Origin of the sequence: Aeromonas sp. R2-4 (assembly GCF_040908365.1) — a bacterium.
Taxonomy (GTDB): Bacteria; Pseudomonadota; Gammaproteobacteria; order Enterobacterales; family Aeromonadaceae; genus Aeromonas; species Aeromonas veronii.
On sequence record NZ_JBFODO010000055.1, the window covers coordinates 124,850 to 145,008 of the forward strand.

22 protein-coding genes are annotated in these 20,159 nt (G+C 55.7%); 19 read left to right on the top strand and 3 right to left on the bottom strand.

The window, feature by feature from the left end:
- The first annotated feature begins 2 nt into the window (after positions 1-2).
- From AB5Z05_RS21010 to tapY2, 6 genes are read left to right on the top strand one after another with little or no spacing between them, the layout of a single operon-like run.
- The gene (locus tag AB5Z05_RS21010) at positions 3-407 is read left to right on the top strand and encodes a type IV pilin protein (protein WP_115521300.1); all 405 of its coding nucleotides are present in this window, start codon (positions 3-5) and stop codon (positions 405-407) included.
- A gap of 3 nt (positions 408-410) precedes the next feature.
- Positions 411-977: a type IV pilus modification protein PilV gene (gene pilV, locus AB5Z05_RS21015; RefSeq protein ID WP_159158174.1), complete on the top strand. Its 567-nt coding sequence runs from the start codon at positions 411-413 to the stop codon at positions 975-977.
- The gene (gene tppC / locus AB5Z05_RS21020; protein WP_107683790.1) at positions 974-1,957 is read left to right on the top strand and encodes a type IVa pilus pseudopilin TppC; all 984 of its coding nucleotides are present in this window, start codon (positions 974-976) and stop codon (positions 1,955-1,957) included. The genes pilV and tppC overlap by 4 nt, the downstream gene beginning before the upstream one ends.
- Entirely contained in the window at positions 1,957-2,394 is a 438-nt protein-coding gene (gene tppD, locus AB5Z05_RS21025) for a type IVa pilus pseudopilin TppD (protein WP_041202403.1), read from the top strand. The genes tppC and tppD overlap by 1 nt, the downstream gene beginning before the upstream one ends.
- A gap of 11 nt (positions 2,395-2,405) precedes the next feature.
- Positions 2,406-6,017 carry a pilus assembly protein gene (locus AB5Z05_RS21030; RefSeq protein ID WP_127006938.1) on the top strand — a complete coding sequence of 1,204 codons (3,612 nt, stop codon included), beginning with the start codon at positions 2,406-2,408 and terminating at the stop codon, positions 6,015-6,017.
- A complete protein-coding gene (gene tapY2 / locus AB5Z05_RS21035) occupies positions 6,014-6,289 on the top strand; it encodes a type IVa secretion system protein TapY2 (RefSeq protein ID WP_127006936.1) in 276 nt (91 codons plus the stop codon). Before AB5Z05_RS21030 ends, tapY2 begins: the two co-directional genes overlap by 4 nt.
- A gap of 3 nt (positions 6,290-6,292) precedes the next feature.
- Here tapY2 and AB5Z05_RS21040 read toward each other — a convergent pair whose 3' ends face one another.
- Positions 6,293-6,925, bottom strand: a complete 633-nt coding sequence (locus tag AB5Z05_RS21040) for a GspH/FimT family pseudopilin (RefSeq protein ID WP_330124897.1) — start codon at positions 6,923-6,925, stop codon at positions 6,293-6,295.
- 11 nt (positions 6,926-6,936) lie between these two features.
- Here AB5Z05_RS21040 and AB5Z05_RS21045 point away from each other — a divergent pair, with 11 nt between their 5' ends.
- From AB5Z05_RS21045 to AB5Z05_RS21065, 5 genes are all read left to right on the top strand, one after another.
- Positions 6,937-8,559 carry an NAD+ synthase gene (locus AB5Z05_RS21045; RefSeq protein WP_368152923.1) on the top strand — a complete coding sequence of 541 codons (1,623 nt, stop codon included), beginning with the start codon at positions 6,937-6,939 and terminating at the stop codon, positions 8,557-8,559.
- Positions 8,560-8,568: 9 nt separating this feature from the next.
- Complete coding sequence (gene glnB, locus AB5Z05_RS21050; RefSeq protein ID WP_005308848.1) at positions 8,569-8,907, top strand: nitrogen regulatory protein P-II; 339 nt, start codon at positions 8,569-8,571, stop codon at positions 8,905-8,907.
- 59 nt (positions 8,908-8,966) lie between these two features.
- Positions 8,967-9,560: a hypothetical protein gene (locus AB5Z05_RS21055; protein ID WP_368152948.1), complete on the top strand. Its 594-nt coding sequence runs from the start codon at positions 8,967-8,969 to the stop codon at positions 9,558-9,560.
- 18 nt (positions 9,561-9,578) lie between these two features.
- On the top strand, positions 9,579-10,088 hold the full coding sequence (gene luxS / locus AB5Z05_RS21060; protein WP_005340462.1) for an S-ribosylhomocysteine lyase: 510 nt from the start codon (positions 9,579-9,581) through the stop codon (positions 10,086-10,088).
- Between the two features lie 177 nt (positions 10,089-10,265).
- The gene (locus tag AB5Z05_RS21065) at positions 10,266-10,445 is read left to right on the top strand and encodes a DUF5363 family protein (RefSeq protein ID WP_081250401.1); all 180 of its coding nucleotides are present in this window, start codon (positions 10,266-10,268) and stop codon (positions 10,443-10,445) included.
- On the opposite strand, the gene AB5Z05_RS21070 is transcribed toward AB5Z05_RS21065, so the two are convergent.
- Positions 10,414-11,052, bottom strand: a complete 639-nt coding sequence (locus AB5Z05_RS21070) for a type II secretion system protein (RefSeq protein WP_335863147.1) — start codon at positions 11,050-11,052, stop codon at positions 10,414-10,416. The two genes, AB5Z05_RS21065 and AB5Z05_RS21070, sit on opposite strands and share 32 nt — an antisense overlap.
- Before the next feature lie 41 nt (positions 11,053-11,093).
- Between AB5Z05_RS21070 and AB5Z05_RS21075 the strand changes: the two genes are divergently transcribed.
- The 7 genes from AB5Z05_RS21075 (at position 11,094) to deoD (ending at position 18,315) form a co-directional block, all read left to right on the top strand.
- Complete coding sequence (locus AB5Z05_RS21075; protein WP_368152924.1) at positions 11,094-11,867, top strand: TatD family hydrolase; 774 nt, start codon at positions 11,094-11,096, stop codon at positions 11,865-11,867.
- A 222-nt stretch (positions 11,868-12,089) separates the two neighbouring features.
- Entirely contained in the window at positions 12,090-13,364 is a 1,275-nt protein-coding gene (locus tag AB5Z05_RS21080) for a NupC/NupG family nucleoside CNT transporter (RefSeq protein ID WP_005340466.1), read from the top strand.
- 125 nt (positions 13,365-13,489) lie between these two features.
- The gene (locus tag AB5Z05_RS21085) at positions 13,490-13,660 is read left to right on the top strand and encodes a XapX domain-containing protein (protein ID WP_005340467.1); all 171 of its coding nucleotides are present in this window, start codon (positions 13,490-13,492) and stop codon (positions 13,658-13,660) included.
- A 424-nt stretch (positions 13,661-14,084) separates the two neighbouring features.
- Positions 14,085-14,858, top strand: coding sequence for a deoxyribose-phosphate aldolase (gene deoC, locus AB5Z05_RS21090; RefSeq protein WP_368152925.1), 774 nt, complete (start codon positions 14,085-14,087; stop codon positions 14,856-14,858).
- Between the two features lie 109 nt (positions 14,859-14,967).
- Positions 14,968-16,299, top strand: a complete 1,332-nt coding sequence (gene deoA / locus AB5Z05_RS21095; protein WP_019445563.1) for a thymidine phosphorylase — start codon at positions 14,968-14,970, stop codon at positions 16,297-16,299.
- A 14-nt stretch (positions 16,300-16,313) separates the two neighbouring features.
- Complete coding sequence (locus tag AB5Z05_RS21100) at positions 16,314-17,522, top strand: phosphopentomutase (RefSeq protein WP_123173778.1); 1,209 nt, start codon at positions 16,314-16,316, stop codon at positions 17,520-17,522.
- 76 nt (positions 17,523-17,598) lie between these two features.
- Positions 17,599-18,315, top strand: coding sequence for a purine-nucleoside phosphorylase (deoD, locus tag AB5Z05_RS21105; RefSeq protein ID WP_005340471.1), 717 nt, complete (start codon positions 17,599-17,601; stop codon positions 18,313-18,315).
- Positions 18,316-18,382: 67 nt separating this feature from the next.
- Here the strand turns inward: deoD and AB5Z05_RS21110 are convergent, their stop codons facing one another.
- The gene (locus AB5Z05_RS21110) at positions 18,383-19,003 is read right to left on the bottom strand and encodes a YtjB family periplasmic protein (RefSeq protein WP_005348965.1); all 621 of its coding nucleotides are present in this window, start codon (positions 19,001-19,003) and stop codon (positions 18,383-18,385) included.
- Positions 19,004-19,123: 120 nt separating this feature from the next.
- Between AB5Z05_RS21110 and serB the strand changes: the two genes are divergently transcribed.
- The gene (serB, locus tag AB5Z05_RS21115; RefSeq protein ID WP_368152926.1) at positions 19,124-20,134 is read left to right on the top strand and encodes a phosphoserine phosphatase SerB; all 1,011 of its coding nucleotides are present in this window, start codon (positions 19,124-19,126) and stop codon (positions 20,132-20,134) included.
- Positions 20,135-20,159: the final 25 nt, after the last annotated feature.

The window sequence follows — 20,159 nt, forward strand, 5'->3', positions numbered from 1 at the left end:
ATATGATTGGATACTTTCGTGGTTTTTCTCTTATTGAGTTGATGATTGTCATCGCCATCGTGGCGATTCTTGGCACCATCGCTTATCCCGCCTATCAGCAATATGTGCTGACCAGTCATCGTGTCGAAGCCAAGGCCATGCTGCTCAATGCAGCCAATCGGCAAGAAACCTATTTTATGGATTTCAATCAGTATGCATCCTCTGCAGCTGCTCTTGGTATCAGTAGTGCATCTGAGAATGGCCTGTATCAATTATCCATTGCCGTATCAGGCAACACCTACACCTTGTCAGCCAGTGCTGGCGCGACGACAGCCCAAGCCAACGATACCGATTGCACAGTGTTTTCCATTAATCAGTTGGGCGTCAAAACTGCTTCTGGTGCAGCTAGCAATAGCTGTTGGGAATAGCCCATGGCCATTCATGTTTCACCACATGAGAGAGGATTCAGCCTGCTGGAGGTGATGATAGCGGCAGTAGTGTTGTCATTTGGCTTGCTGGGACTGGTTGCTATGCAGGCTCAGTCGAAGTTTTCCGGATATGAAGCCCGACAGCGCACAATAGCCAGCTGGTTGGCTAACGATATGGTTGAGAGGCTCAGAGTCAACCGTGGAGCCTGGGAGTCGCAAACTAACAATACCTGGATTGTCAGCGCTGGCACTTCATCATTGCCATCTTGCGCTAATGAAAATGGCACTATGAGCAGCTGTAGCGATGCTCAGTTACGGGATCTCGATCTCTATTATTGGCGACAGTCATTAATGGGAAGTGCTGCTTCTGGGGCCGGAGCAACATTACAAAATCCCACCGGCTGCATTATCAAGGGAGCCAGCAATGCATTGACGGTCTCAATTTTTTGGGCTGGACGTGAATCATCTCATGATGGGGCAAATGGCGTTGCGTCAACGATTACGACGGCATGTGGAATTGCAGGTGTTGATTTAACGAGGCGTCAGTTCGTTCTGATGACGACGCTATGAAACATCATGGGTTTACGCTGGTTGAATGGCTCATCGCAATGGTGATTGGTGTTTTTCTGCTCGGTGGGGTGATGAGTATTTTTGTGGCCTCACGCGCTACCACCAATGAGTCCTTCGATCAGAGTGAGCTGCTCGAAAATGGTCGAATTGCCATGCGTCTCATCACTCAGGATTTACGCTGGGCCGGGTTTTGGGGGGATTTCACGGGGGGGGCTCTGATTGCGGGTGATGAGCTCACTTTGTCTGCTGATGCTGCCGTGACAAATGACTGTCTGGATGAGAGAAATGAAGGGAGTCTACCCTCCAACCTTTTTCCAGTACGCCCGCTGTGGGTTACTCATATCAGTGCTGCAGGCACCATGAGTGGTTTTGCCTGTATCTCATCCTCTACTCGCGTTGCCGGCTCGGATGTTATCAGTATCAAGCGCCTGATTGGCAATCCGGTGACAGGAGGACTGGATGCCAATCGTTTCTATATGGCCACCAATACTCAACAGGCTCATTTATTCAGAGGTAATGAGGCTGCGCCTTCCGAGGCTGCCATGCCGATGCGTCAGATTTGGGAGTACCAGCATCATGTCTATTACCTCTCGCCTAATGGTCGTGGGGGTTTTGAACTGCGCAAGCGTATCCTCACTGCTGATGGCGGTTCTTGGTTGATATCTGGGGCTTTGGTTGATGGTATTGAACGCATGGTGCTGTTGTTTGGGGTCGATACAAGCAATGTGCCAGATGGGCGTGTAGACAAGTTCTCCTCCATAGATGCAGTCACCTCGCAAGAGTGGGGCGAGGGGCGGGTCATCGCAGTCCGTGTTTTTTTGCTTGTGCGCTCGCTGCAGGCATCCAGTCGCTATACCAACAACAATGTCTATCAACTGGGAGATATCAGCGTGGCTGGCAATGGGGATGGGTTTCGACGCTTGTTGCTGGAAAGTACTGTGGTACTGCGTAATCCCATGGTGATGGCGGGAGGTGGGTAGTGAAGCATTCACGTGGCGTGGCATTGATCGTGGCGCTGGTGATTCTGGCCCCTTTGACTTTGATTGCCGTGGTGTTGATGCAATCTGGGGGCATGGATTTACGTGCTAGTGGAGCGGCGGCAGCGTTACAGCAAGTCGAACACAGAGTAGAGGGCATCATAGGTGGCGCCATGCAGCAAGCAGGGCTTGCTACCCAGATTGCTCAGATGCCTTCTGTTTCGACGGCAACGTCAACAGTGAGTGGCTCTATGGGTAACGCCACCATGCAATATAGAAGTGAAACAGTGTGCAAGCGCCGATTTGACGCGACCAGCAAGAACGTCATACCAGCCTGCCGTTATGTAGAGCTAGAGGCAAGCCAAACGTACGGAAAACAGGGGCGTCCTATGACGTGGACGGTTGGAGTCGAACAGCCATTGTTAAAGACGGCTGAATAGGAGCGACAGCGATGTTACATCATGGAAAACTGTGGCTGATGGCCCTGTGTGCACTTAGTGTGCCAGCTGTCGCCAGCGATGCTTACTCGGATGATACCGAACTGTTCATCTATGACTTCTCGAAAGCGGGAGATTATCGGCCCAAGGTGCTGATTATCTTCGACAACTCTGGCAGTATGGCCGAAACCATGGAGCTGGAGCGGGAAAAGTATAATCCTGCCACTGTCTACCCAGCGCTGAACCGAGATCCTGATACCAGTAACTCGCTTAATTATATCTATTATTCGACCGATGGTTCTGTGCCCGCCATCAATAGTTCTCGGCGTTTTCGCGACAGCATCAATGCTTGCGCCTCATCAAAGACCCCCCTAAGCACGGTCGGTTATTTTCAGTCCCAAGTCTGGACGTATGTCTATTCAAGTTATCGCAATGGATTACCTCGTCAGGGGGATTGGGAGACCATCTCTGGCAAGTACGAAGATGACATCACCATTGTCGACTGCAAGCAGGATATTCAGAACCGCAATCCTGCCAATCCTTTCAACGGAACGCTGGTGGTGGGGGCGGTCGGCGATGGTTATCCGGTCGACAAAACCAGCAACACTCGCGGCGAGTGGTATTACACAGCTAATGCGAATAATGCCACATCGGGTAGCAATACCAGTGTAACTCTCTACACTGCCAACTATATCCGCTGGTATTACGGGCCGACGGGTTATGCCGTTGAATCGCGCTTACGTATCGCCAAGGATGCAGTCAAGTCGGTGATCTCCTCCACTCCTGGGGTTGATTTCGGCTTGGCCATCTTCAATACCAACAATAGTACCAGCACCAATGGTGGCAGAGTGGTGCGTCGCATCCTCAGTAACGACGATATTGTCGGCACCATTACTGCCGAACAGGACTTGCTCAATACTGTGGAAGACCTGTCGGCTACGACCAATACGCCATTATGTGAAACCCTCTATGAAGCCTACCGTTTCTACGGAGGGCAATCCGTGCTCTATGGCAAGCAAGGTGGTACGCGGGACAAGCTTGCTGAAGATCCGGAAGGTACTTACACCTCGCCTTATGACAAATGTTCAAATAATGGCTATGTCATCTATGTCACTGATGGTGCTCCGACCAGCGATACGGCTGCTGATAGTGCAGTAAAAGCGTTGACGGATTCGCTAAGCCCAGATGAACGGGCGGCCTACGGCTCAACAGTGGGATATGGTTCCGGCACTTCCAAGAGCTATCTGGCAGCGATGGCTGGCTACATGAAGAACAAGGATGTAAATACTTCATCGCCCGGCAAGCAGACTGTTACCACGTTTACCGTGGGGTTTGGTGATGACGCGATCTCTGGGGCGGGCAATCTGCTGGCAGAAACGGCGAGACGTGGAGGCGGTCAATATTACCCTGCGGTCAGTGCTGAAGCGCTCACTCAGGCGTTGCGATCTTCCCTGTTAGCCATTTTGCGGATAAACACCTCTCTGGTGTCGCCAGCTATTACCACTAACAACTTTGACCGGACTCGCAGCCTCAATAATATCTATTACGCCATGTTCGAGCCTGATACAGGGCCGCGCTGGAAGGGTAACCTGAAGAAGCTAGTTTTGTCTGGTGATGGGTATGTGGCAGATGTTAACGGTTTGCCCGCCATCAAGGTAGATGGTTCCATTCTGGATCAGGCTCAGACCTATTGGTCATCGGAACGGGATGGCAATCTGGTTGCCAAGGGCGGCGTGCAGGCCATGCTGGCAGAGAAGACCAATCGCAATCTTTATGTGATCAATACGGTTGCATCGCCCAAGCGATTGGATGCTTTTAACAAAGCCAATTTGGTGTCGATCGCAGGCTCTGCCGACAACTTGGCTAGTTACATGCGGTTGGCCAGTGCCACCGAACTTGACGGACAGATCGACTGGACAAAAGGTGTCGATGTGGACGATGAAGATTATGATGCCAGTACCACCATTCGGCCATACATAGTGGGAGACCCCCTGCACTCTCGTCCATTGGTGGTCAATTATGGTTGCTCCATTGCTTCAGGCCAGAGCACCTGTACCCCTGACTTGCGGATCCTGATGGGAACCAATGCTGGTTTCCTGCATATGTTCAAAGATCTCGGTAGTACGGTTGATGAAAGCTGGGCCATGATCCCCTATGAGCTGTTGCCCAGGCAAGAAGCTCTACGTCTCAATGCCGAGTCTGGCGATCATATCTACGGTGTTGATGCTTCACCGGTTGCGTTGATTAAGGATGCCAATAGGAATGGTGTTATCAAGGCATCAGAGGGAGACTTTGTCTGGCTGCTTTTCGGTTTGCGAGGGGGTGGTAGTAGCTACTATGCACTTGATATTACCAACCCAGATGCCCCCAGCTTGAAATGGACGATCAATAGTCAGACTGCGGGCTTCTCATTACTGGGGGAAACCTGGTCAGTACCGGAGGTGGCTTATATTCCTTGGGATGCTCCTCCGAGCAACAAGCGATTGGTGATGGTTTTTTCCGGTGGTTACGATGCCAATAAGAGTAAAGTCGGGATAGGTAGCTCTGACAGCAAGGGTATGGGCGTCTACATGGTCGATGCCGATAGTGGTGCTCTTGTGTTCAGCGCAACACCTGGAGCTGGCTCCAGTACCAACAAGCAGGTGACTGCGATGGTTGATAGCATGCCGGGGTCAGTTTCCACTCTAGACAGTGATGGTGATGGGAAAACTGACCGAATTTATGCTGGTGATACAGGCGGCAATATCTGGCGCCTGGATATGCCTTCAACCAGTACTAGCTCCTGGAGTGTTTTCAAGTTTGCCAGTCTTGGGTCTGATGATGTACAGGCTAATGACCGCCGCTTTTTCACTCAGCCTGTATTGGTACGTACTATCAACAAGCAAGTGACCAAGACGGTAATTAGTGGCGAAGATTATTTCTCGTTCAAAGATAGGCCATTCGATGCAGTGCTGATTGGTTCTGGTGATCGAAACCGCCCATCGTCCGAGTCTACCGTGCAAAACGCCTATTTTATGTTGCGTGACTACGGGGTAGTTACCAAGAGTTATAACACTGCTGCTCCAGCCCCTATCACGATGACGGACTTGTATGACGTATCGGTTGATCCTCTGGCTGGTGTCACGGACACCAATGACCTGCTTAGTTTGAGAGCTGCCATTACCAGTAAATTGGGTTGGAAATATTGGCTAGCCGAGTCAGGAGAGAAGTCGATGGGGTCTGGTGTTGTGCTGCAAGGCAAGCTCTATTTTACCTCTTTTTTACCGCAGGTTCAGTCATTCGAGGAGTGTACGATCCAGTCGATAGGCGCGATGCGGCAGTATATGGTCGACATGCATTACGGTACCTCTTTCAAATATGTGGTGGATCAGGATGGTAATGAAATCCCGGAACGCTATGTGGAAGTCAATAACAAGGTGGCCGATGATCTGGTGATCCATGCTGGTGATGATTCAAAGATCCGGATTATTGGCGGAGCCCCAGGTGAAGAGGTGATTCTCAAAGACGAAGGAGAAGGGGTTCCTGAGCGCTGTACCGGCGAGGGGGAGTGTTCGGAAGGTGCGGAGGAGGCTGAAATGGATATGACGCCCAAGAAAATATACCTGTATGAGGATGAGCCACAATGAAAATGATCCTCTGGCTGATGGCGTTGTCAAATGCGGCCAATGTCTATGCTGTCGTGGATAGAAAATGCTATGTCGAGTTGGCAAATGATACCTATGTCGTTATTCAGGGAACGATAAAGGATAGCCAGAGTGCTGAAATCGTCTTTCAAAAGAAAGGGTTTGAACTGAATGGGCAACTCCTGATGGTGAAGAGAGTTATCGAGTGTCAGCCAACCGAACAGCCATTCAATCTTGAGGCTGCGCAACGGCAAGAGAAACTGCAGCCAAGATAGTGGTCAAGGGCAAATGCTGGTGGTTTCGGATTTACTGCTGCGACCTGATGCTGCGATTACAACATCAACTCTGGGTTCTTCGCTGATGCAGACCCTTACGGTCATATTGGTACCTAGGCTGGTTCCATCAGCGGCAAACAAGACTCGGGGTCTGGTTGAACTGATGGTGGTATCTGGAGTAAAAGCTGGTGTGCGTGCGAGTTCTACTTCCCCTTCGTCCAGCTCGGCATTACCGTCATCATCGATGAAAACCAATAATTGAACCGGATCCTGTTCAACACACTCGTTATTGTTGTTTATTAGGCATGCGGTGACGGTTTGCTGGTCACTGATAGCTTGGGTGCGGGCAAAGCGCAGGAGCTTAATCAACCGCTCGCTTTCATAGTTAGCCGTGCTGTCTTTAAGCAGAGAGCCCAAAGAAGGAATACCAATCCCCAACAGAATGACGCCCAGCGCAATGGCTATCATCAACTCCATCAGGGTAAATCCGGCGTTTTTCATATCTGCGAAGGCCTGTCGTTCCGTGACTATGTACAGCTTATCCTTCCCGCTGGTTGCTGTCACACGGTTACGCCTGTCTTGAACTGGCAGATTGCCCCCCTTTTCTTTATCATTCCCCATCATTTTCGAATTCAAGATGCATCGCCATGGCAAAAGCCCTCTCTCTGATGCTTGCCCAGTTGAATCTGACGGTAGGCGCCATCGAAGATAACACTGACAAAGTGCTCGCTGCGGCGGCTCAGGCCGAGCAGCAAGGTGCCGATCTGCTGGTCTGCTCCGAGCTGGCCCTGACCGGCTATCCACCGGAAGATCTGCTGCTGCGCGCCGATCTGATGATCCGGGTCGAAGCCGCGTTGGCTCGTGTTGCCAAATGGCAGGGCAACTGTGCCATTTTGGTGGGTCACCCTTGGCGTGAAGGAGAGGCGCTCTACAACGTGGCTTCCCTCTATGAGCAGGGCCAGCTGATTGCCCGTTACTTCAAGCAGGATTTGCCCAACTACGGCGTGTTTGATGAGAAGCGCTACTTTACCGCTGCAAGCGAGACCTGCGTGGTGCCGTTCCGGGGTCACCAGCTGGGGCTGCTCATCTGTGAAGATCTGTGGCAGCCGGGTCCGGCGCTGGCCGCCAAGGCGGCAGGGGCCGAACTGCTGCTCACCATCAACGCCTCGCCCTATGATCAGGAAAAACCTTGGATCCGCCGCGAGCTGATGGCCGAGCGCTGCGATCAGACCGGTCTGCCGCTGGTCTACCTCAATCAGGTGTGCGGTCAGGACGAGCTGATTTTCGACGGCTGCTCCAAGGTGTTCAGCAGCCAGGGTGAGTTGACCCACAAGCTGGCCCCGTTTGCCGAAGAGCTGGCGCTGGTACGTTTTGCTGATGGCCAGCCGGTGAAGGAGCGGGAACCCGCGGCGCCGCTCGAGCCGTTGGCCGAGACCTATCAGGCACTGGTGCTGGCAGTGCGCGACTATGTCACCAAGAACGGCTTTCACGGCGCTGTGCTGGGTCTCTCCGGCGGGATCGACTCGGCGCTGACGCTGGCTATCGCGGCCGATGCCATCGGGGCCGACAAGGTGCAGGCGGTGATGATGCCGTTCCGCTACACAGCACAGATGAGTGTGGAAGATGCCAAGGAGCAGGCCGAGCGGATGGGGGTTGAGTTCAACATCATCTCCATCGAGCCGATGTTCGAAGGGTTTATGGCCCAGCTGGCACCACTGTTTGAAGGTACCGCCCGCGATACCACAGAAGAGAACCTGCAGGCCCGCTGCCGCGGTGTGCTGCTGATGGCGCTCTCCAACAAGCGTCGTCGTATCGTGCTGACCACTGGCAACAAGAGTGAAATGGCTGTGGGTTATGCCACCCTGTACGGTGACATGGCGGGCGGTTTCGACGTGCTGAAAGATGTGCCCAAGACGCTGGTTTTCAAGTTGTGCGAATATCGCAACTCGGTCGACTACGTGATCCCGCAGCGGGTTATCGACCGCCCCCCTTCAGCAGAGCTGGCACCGGATCAGGTGGATCAGGACAGCCTGCCGCCATACGACATCCTGGATGCCATCCTCAAGCGTTACGTGGAAGAGGATGCCTCGGTCGCCGACATGGTGGCAGAAGGCTTCGAGGAAGCGGTGGTGCGCAAGGTGATCCGCCTGGTGGATCTCAACGAATACAAGCGCCGTCAGGCGGCGGTCGGGCCCCGCATTACGGCTCGCAACTTTGGTAAGGATCGCCGTTACCCCATTACATCCGGGTTCGGCAAACAGAACTGGTAAGGAGTCACCATGAAGAAGATTGAAGCCATCATCAAACCGTTCAAGCTGGACGATGTGCGCGAGGCCCTGGCCGAGATCGGCATCAACGGCATGACCGTATCCGAAGTCAAAGGCTTCGGCCGCCAGAAGGGCCATACCGAGCTCTATCGCGGCGCTGAATATATGGTCGACTTCCTGCCGAAAGTGAAGGTGGAGCTGGTGGTGCAGGACGAGGATCTCGATGCCTGTCTGGAAGCGATCCAGAACACCGCCCGTACCGGCAAGATTGGTGATGGCAAGATCTTCGTCTGCGAGGTGGAGCGTGTCATTCGTATCCGTACCGGCGAAGAGAACGAAGACGCGATCTGACCTTGGCTATATCTTTACCTGACCAGAGGCGTGAAGTGTGGCCTCATTTGATGGGGTGGATGCGCTTTGTGGTGGTCGCAAGCCTGTTGGCGGGCCTGACTGCTTGCAGTACCCGTCCACCGGCCCAGCCGGAGAATCTGTGCCAGATCTTTCGCGAGAAGCCTGACTGGCACAAGGCCGCGCTCAAGATGAACGAGAAGTGGGGGACGCCGATCCATGTGGTGATGGCCATGATGTATCAGGAGTCCTCGTACGTACATGATGCTCAGCCGCCGATGCAGTATTTCCTCTTCATCCCGACCGGGCGGGCCAGTTCGGCTTATGGTTATGCTCAGGTCAAAGATGAAACCTGGGCGGATTACCAGCGGGAAACCGGCAACAGCTGGAGTGACCGCGATGATTTTGCCGACGCCATCGATTTTATGGGTTGGTACACTAACAAAGCCCAGCGGCTCAATGGCACCTCCAAGTGGGATGCCTATGGCCAGTACCTCAACTATCACGAAGGGTGGGGTGGCTACCGGCGTGGCAGCTATCGCAGCAAGGAGTGGTTGATGAAGACCTCTCGCAAAGTGGAAGCTCGCGCCCAGCGCTACGGCGCCCAGTACCGTCAATGCAAGGATCAGCTCTCCCGTGGGGGCTGGTTCTGGTAACCAAATCAGGAGTCAGAAATGCCGTTATTGGACAGTTTTACCGTTGACCACACCCGTATGGAGGCGCCAGCGGTGCGTGTGGCCAAGACCATGCAGACCCCGAACAAGGACACTATTACCGTGTTCGACCTGCGTTTCTGTGTGCCTAACCAGGAGATCCTCTCTGAGCGCGGTATCCATACGCTGGAGCACCTGTTCGCCGGTTTTATGCGTGATCACCTGAACGGCAATGGCGTGGAGATCATCGACATCTCCCCCATGGGTTGCCGTACCGGCTTCTACATGAGCCTGATCGGCGCGCCGGACGAAGCCCGTGTTGGCGCAGCCTGGCAGGCAGCCATGAGCGACGTGCTGACCGTGCAGGATCAGGCCAAGATCCCCGAGCTGAACGAGTATCAGTGCGGCACCTACAGCATGCACTCGCTGGAAGAAGCGCACGCCATCGCCCGTCATGTGCTGGAGCGCGGTATCGGCGTCAACCACAACGACGAGCTGGCCCTGCCGGAAGAGAAGCTGAAGAGTCTGTGAGGCTGATGAGCTGCCGCTCATCGGATAACCTCTTCAGGGAATGTTAAAAGAGCCGGTCAGCCATGCTGACCGGCTCTTTTTTATTCCGCCTGATCGCGGTTATGGGGATGACTTGCTCCCCTTGCCGACTCTGATTAGGATGGTTTTTGACCTGAACCTGTTGGCGGAGGTGTGACGATGAAGGGGATATTGCTGCGTTGGCTGGCCCGTTACGATGCATGGTGTGAGGAGTGGGGGCTCACTCAGGAGAACCGGCGCTGCTGCACGCCGGTTCGTTATGATGATGATTCAAGCAAAGAGCGAGCTTGCGCAGAAGAGGCTGAGCTCAATCAAAATTGCGGGTCACGGCGCCGGTAACACTGTTGTACTCGAAGCCAAGGCCGTTTCGATAATCCGAGCTGGTCTGGAAGCGGTTGATTGAGTCGCGCAGGATATAGCGGCAGTTATTGTGTTCTTCGTTCGGTTCATCTTCATCTTTATGCTTTGTTTTAATATCGCTGGACAGGTAATCAACCCCTTCTGGAATAACTCCGCTGTTGAGCTCTACACTGGCAACAGTTTGGCTGCCATCTAGCAGGTTATTAAATAGCAACTCGCAATCCTCAGCATTATTGACCGAGATATGGTTGCCTGCGCCGGTCTTATAGGGGGTGTCTGCCGGTTTGTAGTAATCCTCGTTTGTCCCCGCCGGCCAGCCATAGCGGTTGATGTCTATCGTGCTGTTGCCAAAACTGCTCAGGTTATATAGCGCGATCGCTTGCCCCTGCACTTTCACCGCCCAGCCAGCATGAGCCAGCTGAACTGCACTGGCAAAGCTGCCTGCGGTCGCCGAGACCGTGCTTTTCAGGGCATCATCCTTGATATTGATAAATCGGGGCAGGGCGGTGACGGCCAAGATCCCCAGCACTATGATCACCAGCACCAGTTCAATCAGGGTAAAGCCGTTGTTTCTGTTGTTCATCATGTTCAATGACCCATTAAATACCGCAAACAGGTGTGAGTGATATGCAGCTGATAGATACCCATTGCCATCTCGACTTTCCGGTGTTTGACCAGGACAGGGAGGCACTGCTGGCCCGTTGTCTGGCATTAGGGGTGACGGAGTATATCATTCCTGCCATCGCAGAGGATAACTGGACTCGTGTGATGGCACTGGCAGAGCAACATGACGGCCTCTTTTATGGTCTGGGCATTCATCCCTGGTATGCCGGTGAACAGCGGGAGGGGGTGATGGAGCGGCTGCGAACGCTGGTGATGAGCCAGCCTGCAGGGCTGGTGGCCATTGGCGAGTGCGGGCTTGACCTCCGTTCTCACGTGCCGCAGGAGGGGCAGCTTGCGCTGTTTGAGGCTCAGGTCCGGCTGGCTGCTGATGCCGGGCTTCCCCTGATGATCCACTCGGTGCGTGCCAATGACACTGTGGCCAAGCTGTTGCGCCGTTTCAAGCCGCCTCGTGGCGGGGTGATCCATGCTTTCAGCGGTTCGTTGCAGCAGGCGGAGGCTTTCTGGCAACTGGGCTTTCGACTCGGGGTGGGCGGGGTGATCAGTTTTGAACGGGCGAACAAGACGCGAGAGGTATTTCGGGCCATGCCGCTCGAGGCCCTGGTGCTGGAAACCGATTCGCCCGATATGCCCTTACAAGGTGAGCAAGGCACCCGGAATACCCCGGAAGCGCTGCCGAAAATAGCGGAAATATTGATGACATTGCGGGATGAACCATCGGCAGATGTTGCCAAGGTGTTATTTGAAACTGCCCGGCATATTTTCCATCACGACCAATAGCTATGAAACAATTTCGCAACACCTGATTTAGTTGTCAGGAAAAAAAATGAGCGTAAAAATCGTTTGCTGTCTAATTTTGTGACACTTGGACATTTTGATAACGATAAAATGTGACCAGCATTCTATTTTATCGGACTTTAATTAGTATAATGCGCTCCCCTTGATTAGTTGGGTTTAATAACAACTCACTAACAAGTCAGGTGCTACTAGAGGAAGATAATAATGAATTTGTTCATGGGTCTGGTAGGGATGGCGACGCTCGTCCTTATCGCGGTGCTGTTCTCCAGCAATCGCAAGGCAATCAACGTCCGTACCGTTGTCGGTGCGTTCGCAATTCAAGCCGGTCTGGGGGCGTTTGTTCTCTATGTTCCGGTTGGTCGCGATATCCTGGTCGGCGTGTCCGACGCGGTATCCAGCGTGATCAGCTACGGCCAGAACGGGATCGACTTCCTGTTTGGCGGTCTGGTCAGCAACAAGATGTTTGAAGTGTTCGGTGGCGGCGGCTTTGTCTTTGCCTTCCGTGTTCTGCCGGTCATCATCTTCTTCTCTTCCCTGATTGCAGTGCTCTACTACCTGGGCATCATGCAGATGGTCATCAAGTTGCTGGGCGGCGGTCTGCAGAAAGTACTGGGTACTTCCCGCACCGAATCCCTCTCTGCAACCGCCAACATCTTCGTCGGTCAGACCGAAGCGCCGCTGGTAGTTCGTCCCTACATCGCCAAGATGACTGACTCCGAGCTGTTCGCCGTCATGTGTGGTGGTCTGGCTTCCGTTGCCGGTTCCGTACTGGCCGGTTACGCCTCCATGGGCGTGAAGATGGAGTACCTGATTGCTGCCTCCTTCATGGCTGCACCGGGTGGTCTGCTGTTCGCCAAGCTGCTGGTTCCCGAGACCGAGACCCCGAACTACGACGAAAGCTCTGCCGATGCCGAGCTGGATGACAAGCCTGCCAACGTCATTGACGCTGCTGCTGCTGGCGCCTCTGCCGGTATGCAACTGGCCCTGAACGTCGGCGCCATGCTGCTGGCCTTCATCGGTCTGATCGCCATGATCAACGGTATCTTCTCCGGTGTGGGTGGCTGGTTCGGTTATCCGCAACTCTCTCTGGAACTGCTGCTGGGTTGGATCTTCTCCCCGCTGGCCTTCCTGATCGGTGTGCCCTGGAATGAAGCAGTGGTTGCCGGTTCCTTCATCGGTCAGAAGCTGGTAGTGAACGAGTTCGTTGCTTACCTGAACTTCGCTCCGTACCTTAAAGACGAAGTGCTGATCAACGGTGTGGCCATGTCCGATCACACCAAGGCGATCATCTCCTTCGCGCTGTGTGGTTTTGCCAACCTCTCCTCTGTTGCCATCCTGCTGGGTGGTCTGGGGTCCATGGCGCCGAACCGCCGCGGTACCATTGCACGCTTTGGTCTGAAAGCCGTACTGGCTGGCTCTCTGTCCAACCTGATGTCTGCAACCATCGCAGGCTTCTTCCTGGCACTGTCCGGCATGTAATCGCCGCCTGACTGACAGGGTATAAACACGAACGCCACGGCATCTGCCGTGGCGTTCGCGTATGGAGCGGTGACAACCGTTTTCCTATCTAAACTAATAATAAAATGAGTCAAATCGGAGGTTATATGAATGAAGTGCTACTGGCGATGGTGGCCGGCTTTATAGTCGGTTTGTTGTTTTCTTTCCTCAAATTGCCGATCCCGGCGCCTCCCGTTTTGTCCGGGGTAATGGGGATCGTCGGGGTCTATCTGGGGGGATTGGCCTACTCCTGGATCCTGACCCGTTTCTTTTCGTAAGGCTTTTTTAGACCTGGATTTGCCAGATGTGAGGTACCTCTGAAATTGGCAAATCCGGCTTGCAAACAGGGGGTATCTCGGCTGAAATAGGCATTGCCAGCAGGGTGCTGGCAATGACTAATACTCGATGAAATCGGGTGTTGGCGGTCAAATGGAATTGATTGGGAAGTCGGGTCAGATGTTGTCGGCCTTTCTCAAGTCTTCATGGAACCAAGTCCGCACTTTTGTAAGAAAGTGACAGGGCTCTTGCCTTATTTACAGTCGCAGTGCCTGCAGGGTGTTTTGAATAGCATCCCGATAGTGCCGGTGCCTTCGCACTGTAATTCCATTCCCGTATAGCTGGGGATTACTGCCTGTGCATCCATCGCTGGATGGTATGGTGGTGCCCGGTTATCTGGATTAAATCGAGACTTTGGAGAACAGAATGACTGATCTGAAAGTGGCCGCTCAGCGCGCCCTGAACCTGATGGACCTGACCACCCTGAACGATGACGACACCGATCAGAAGGTGATCGACCTGTGCCATAAGGCCAAGTCACCGGCTGGCCTGACCGCCGCCGTCTGCATCTACCCCCGTTTTATCCCTATCGCTCGCAAGACCCTGCGTGAGATCGGCGCTGCCGACGTACGCATTGCGACCGTGACCAACTTCCCGCACGGCAACGACGACATCGAGATCGCCGTGGCCGAAACCCGTGCCGCAGTCGCCTACGGTGCTGACGAAGTGGACGTGGTGTTCCCGTATCGCGCCTTCATGGCTGGTAATGAACAGATTGGTTTTGATCTGGTCAAAGCCTGTAAAGAGGCCTGCGGTGCCAACGTGCTGCTGAAAGTGATCATCGAAACCGGCGAGCTGAAAGAAGAGGCGCTGATCCGTCGCGCTTCCGAAATCTGTATCGATGCCGGTGCCGACTTCATCAAGACCTCCACCGGCAAGGTGCCGGTCAATGCGACCCCAGAAGCGGCACGCATCATGATGGAAGTGATCAAGGCCAAGAATCCGAAAGTCGGCTTCAAGCCAGCTGGTGGCGTGAAAGATGCCGCCGTTGCCGGTCAGTACCTGACCATGGCCGAAGAGATCCTCGGCAACGACTGGGTATCCGCCCGTACCTTCCGCTTTGGTGCATCCAGCCTGCTGGCCAGTCTGCTGGCCACTCTGGGGCATGGCGACAAGCCGGCCAACACCAGCGGTTACTAATAGGTTGATGAGAGGGCGGACTGCTGTCCGCCCTGTTAGCCCCCACCATGCGGTGTGCGGGCAAGGATTCAGGCTTGTGTAACGCCAGCAATGGCGGAGGGAATGAAAGATGTTTTTGCCTCAAGAAATTATTCGCAAGAAGCGCAACGGTGAAGCGCTCAGTACCCAAGAGATTCAATTCTTCGTTCAGGGCATTACCAATAACACCATCGGCGAGGGGCAGATTGCGGCGCTGGCGATGGCGGTCTACTTCAAAGACATGACCATGGATGAGCGGGTTGCCCTGACCTGCGCCATGCGCGACTCCGGCATGGTGCTGACCTGGGATCACCTCAATCTGGGTGGCCCGATTGTCGACAAGCACTCCACCGGCGGGGTGGGGGACGTTGTCTCCCTGATGCTTGGCCCGATGGTCGCTGCGTGCGGCGGTTTCGTGCCGATGATCTCCGGCCGTGGCCTGGGCCACACCGGCGGTACCCTCGACAAGCTGGACGCCATTCCCGGCTACCAGACCTCGGTCGACAACGATCGTTTCCTGAAAGTGGTGAAAGAGGCGGGTGTCGCCATCATCGGCCAGACCGGCGATCTCGCCCCCGCTGACAAGCGTATCTATGCAGTACGGGACATCACCGCCACCGTCGAATCTGTCGCCATGATCACCGGCTCCATCCTCTCCAAGAAGCTCGCCTCCGGGCTCGAAGCGCTGGTGATGGATGTGAAAGTGGGCTCCGGCGCCTTTATGCCGACCTTCGAAGCGTCCGAAGAGCTGGCCAAGAGCATTGTGGCCGTGGCCAACGGTGCCGGTTGCCGCACCTCTGCGCTCTTGACCGATATGAACCAGGTGCTGGCCTCCAGCGCCGGTAACGCGGTGGAAGTGCGTGAAGCGGTGCGCTACCTGACCGGTGAATATCGCAACCCGCGCATCCACGAAGTGACCATGGCGCTGTGCGCCGAGATGCTGATCTCCGCCGGTCTGGCCAGCGACGAGCGCGATGCCCGCACCAAGCTGCAGGCGGTGCTGGATAACGGTAAGGCGGCCGAGATCTTCGGTCGCATGGTGACAGGTCTCGGTGGCCCGGCCGATTTTATGGAGCGTTATGACGCTTACCTGCCCAAGGCTGCCATCGTGCGCCCGGTCTACGCGGCCAACAGCGGTTTTGTGACAGCCATGGATACCCGCGAACTGGGTCTGGCTGTGGTCGCCATGGGCGGTGGTCGGCGCGCTGCCGGTGACAAACTTGATTATGCGGTCGGTCTGACCGACTTTATCCGCCTGGGTCAAAGCGTCGATGCTGACAAGCCGATCGCGATGATCCACGCTCAGACTGAAGAGCAATATGCTCAGGCTGCCAGCATGGTGCAGGCGGCTGTCCGGATTGGTGGCGAGCGGCCGGAAGCACTGCCTGAAGTGTACCGCCGTATCACCCTGGCCGATTTGTAACAAGGGGAAGACCCATGAAACGTACCTTTATTCTGATGATGGACTCTTTCGGTATTGGCGCAGCTGCCGACGCCGACAAGTTCGGAGATGTGGGCGCCAACACCCTTGGCCATATCGCCAAGGCGTGTGCGGCAGGTGAAATTGAAGGCCGTGGTGCCCTCAATCTGCCCAACCTCAACAAGCTGGGTCTGGGCCACGCCTGCGAGCAGGCTTCCGGCTACTTCCCGGAAGGGCTGAAAAAAGATATCGAGGTGGTCGGTGCCTACGGCTTTGCTCAGGAGCTCTCCTCCGGCAAGGACACCCCGTCCGGTCACTGGGAGATCGCCGGTGTGCCCGTACTATTCGAGTGGGGCTACTTCAAGGATCACCACAACAGCTTCCCGCAGGAGCTGCTGGACGCCATCGTCGAGAAGGCCGGTCTGCCGGGTTATCTGGGCAACTGCCACGCTTCGGGTACCCAGGTGCTGGACGATCTGGGCGAAGAGCACATGAAGACCGGCAAGCCGATCCTCTACACCTCTGCCGATTCCGTATTCCAGATTGCCTGCCACGAAGAGACCTACGGCCTCGAGAAGCTCTATGAGCTGTGCCACATAGTGCGCGAGCTGCTGGAGCCCTACAACATCGGCCGCGTGATTGCGCGTCCGTTCGTAGGTACTGGCAAGGGCAACTTCAAGCGTACCGGCAACCGTCACGACTACTCAGTGCTGCCGCCGGCGCCGACCGTGCTGGATTACATGAAAGATGCGGGCGGTCAGGTGGTCTCCATCGGCAAGATTGCCGACATCTATGCCCAACAGGGCATCACCAAGCAGGTGAAAGGGACCGGTCTGACCGAGTTGTGGGATCGCACGCTGGAAGAGGTGAAAGCGGCCGGTGACAACACCATCGTCTTCACCAACTTCGTCGACTTCGACTCCTCCTACGGCCACCGCCGTGACGTTGCCGGTTATGCCGGTGCGCTGGAGTATTTCGATTCCCGCCTGCCGGAGCTGTTTGATCTGCTGCAAGATGGCGACGTGGTGGTGCTGACTGCCGATCACGGCTGTGACCCGACCTGGGGTGGTACCGACCACACCCGCGAATACATTCCGGTGCTGTTCTTCGGCAAGCCGGTCAAGGCTGGCTCCGTCGGTCGTCGCGAGACCTTTGCCGATATCGGCCAGAGCATCGCGGCTTACCACGGCCTGCCGAAACTGGCGTACGGTACCAGCTTCCTGTAATTTACCCGCCCGCCACTTCGGCGGCGGGCAATTTATAAAACAATAAAACTCAACCTAGTGTGAAGGAATCAAGAGAATGGCAACTCCTCATATCAATGCGAAAGATGGCGCCTTTGCTGATACCGTGCTGATGCCGGGCGACCCCCTGCGTGCCAAGTACATCGCTGAAACTTTCCTGGAGAACGTTGAGCAGATCTGCGACGTGCGCAACATGTTCGGCTTTACCGGTACCTACAAGGGCCGTCGTATCTCCGTCATGGGTCATGGCATGGGTATCCCGTCCTGCTCCATCTACGCAAAAGAGCTGATCACCGATTACGGTGTGAAGACCCTGATCCGCGTGGGCTCCTGCGGTGCCGTGCGTGAAGATGTGAAACTGCGTGACGTGGTGATCGGTATGGGTGCTTGCACCGACTCCAAAGTAAACCGTCTGCGCTTCAAGGATCACGACTTCGCTGCCATCGCTGACTTCGACCTGGTTGCCAATGCCGTGCAGGCCGCCAAGAACAAGGGCGTTGCCGTGCGCGTCGGTAACATCTTCTCCGCCGACCTGTTCTACACTCCGGACCCCTCCATGTTCGACGTCATGGAAAAGTACGGCATCCTGGGTGTCGAGATGGAAGCTGCCGGTATCTACGGCGTGGCCGCAGAGTACGGTGCCAAGGCACTGACCATCTGCACCGTCTCTGACCATATCCGTACCGGTGAGCAGACCACCTCTGAAGAGCGTCAGCTGACCTTCAACGACATGATCGAGATCGCGCTGGATTCCGTCCTGCTGGGCGACAAATAATTCCTTTGCGAATAAGAAACGGCGGCCTTCTGGCCGCCGTTTTAGTATCTGCTCTCTGGTTGCGCCATCAATTTTCCGGAGGTGGCGCGGGGGGCGTACTCTTTTTCTTGTGCTTGCGCACCCGCATGTAGTTACGGCGCACGCCGTAGGAGATGAGCACTCCGGCCAGCAGGGCAACCAGCAGCATCAGCCGCTGTTTCTCTTGCACCACCTTGAGCCGGGTGTCCTTGTCTGCCAGCATCTGCTGCTCTTCCAGGGTGATGCGCAGGAAGCCGATGGTCTGCTCGCCATCCCGGATCTCCTGCACGAACTGGATCCGCCCCTTTCCCTGCTCCGGCAGTGACTTGTTATCGCTGCCGATGGGCAGCAGGCTCTCCAGCGGCACCGCCTGCTCCGATTGGGCGAGGGGAATGCCGCGTCCGTCGTAGAGGGTGGCATCGAGGATCTCCGGCTCCGCAGCCAGATCTCGCGCCAGCCGCTCCAGCTCGCTGCTCTTCTCTTCCTTGATCCAGCGTTTCATGTCGCGGGCGGCATAGGCGACCAGCGCCTGTGCCCGGTTGCGCGCTTCGCTGTGCAGCGAGGCCTGGCTTTCACCCTGCATATGAATAAGCACACCGAGCACCCAGCATCCGAGCAGGATACCGGCACCCAGGCTGAGAACACGTTTGATGGGAAGATGACGCTGCAAGCGCGAGACCTCATGGTAACAAGGAGTGGCGGGATCTTGGCGCTTGCCTGTACAAAAAGCAATACGCTACTCTGGGCCAGCATTGTTAACCCCCTGATCACCAAGGAAGGCGTATCCCTTATGTTGTTGTCCCGGCTCCCCCCTCTGTTATCCGATTGGCCCGCGTTGTTGTCCGGCTCACCCTGTTGGCAGCTCAGCGCAGATGCGTTGCAACCGACAGAGACTCCGCAGGCTGGCGGCTGGTTGGTGCTGTTTGGCAAGGGGCTGGGCGCCTCCCATCTGGCGCATTTGTCTCCATTGTTGGCAGCGCAGGGGTTGGCGGCCACCCTCTATCCTCCCACCGAGGTGGCGGGCGTGCCGTTGCTGCTGCTTGGCTGCGATCGCTTCTCTGCCGAGCTGGTGGCCGAGCTCAAGAGCGGTGAGTGGGAGATCGATCTCTGCCATCTGCCCGCGCTACCGACCCTGAACGAGCCCGGCCTGCTGGTGATGGATATGGACTCCACCGCGATCCGCATCGAGTGTATAGACGAGATTGCCCGACTTGCCGGGGTTGGCGAGCAGGTGGCGGCAGTGACGGCCGCGGCGATGCAGGGCAAGCTGGAGTTTTCCGACAGCCTGCGCAATCGGGTGGCCCTTCTGGCAGGGGCGCCGGTCACCATTCTCGACGAGGTGGCGGCATGGATGCCCTGGATGCCGGGCTTGCAGCTGATGGTCGATACCCTCAAAGGGGCGGGTTGGAAGGTGGCCATCGCCTCCGGCGGTTTTACCCGTTTTGCTGGCCAGTTGCAGCGCGATCTGGGGCTCGATGCCATCTTCGCCAACGAGCTGGCGGTGGAGGGGGGCCAGCTGAGCGGCAAGGTGAGCGGGCGCATCGTTGATGCCAGCGTCAAGGCCGAGGTGTTGCAGCAGCTTGCTCAGGAGTACGGCATCGCTGCCGCCCAGACCGTGGCCATCGGCGATGGTGCCAACGATCTCAAAATGATGGGGATCGCGGGCCTTGGCATCGCCATTCACGCCAAGCTGCTGGTGCGGGCGCAGGCGGCGGCCACCCTCAATCATCACGATCTGGAGGGGGTGATCTGCCTGCTGGCGGCGCGGGCCTGCAGCGAGCAACGTTGGGACAAGCGCTGACAGTGTTTCAAGGAGGAAACCAATA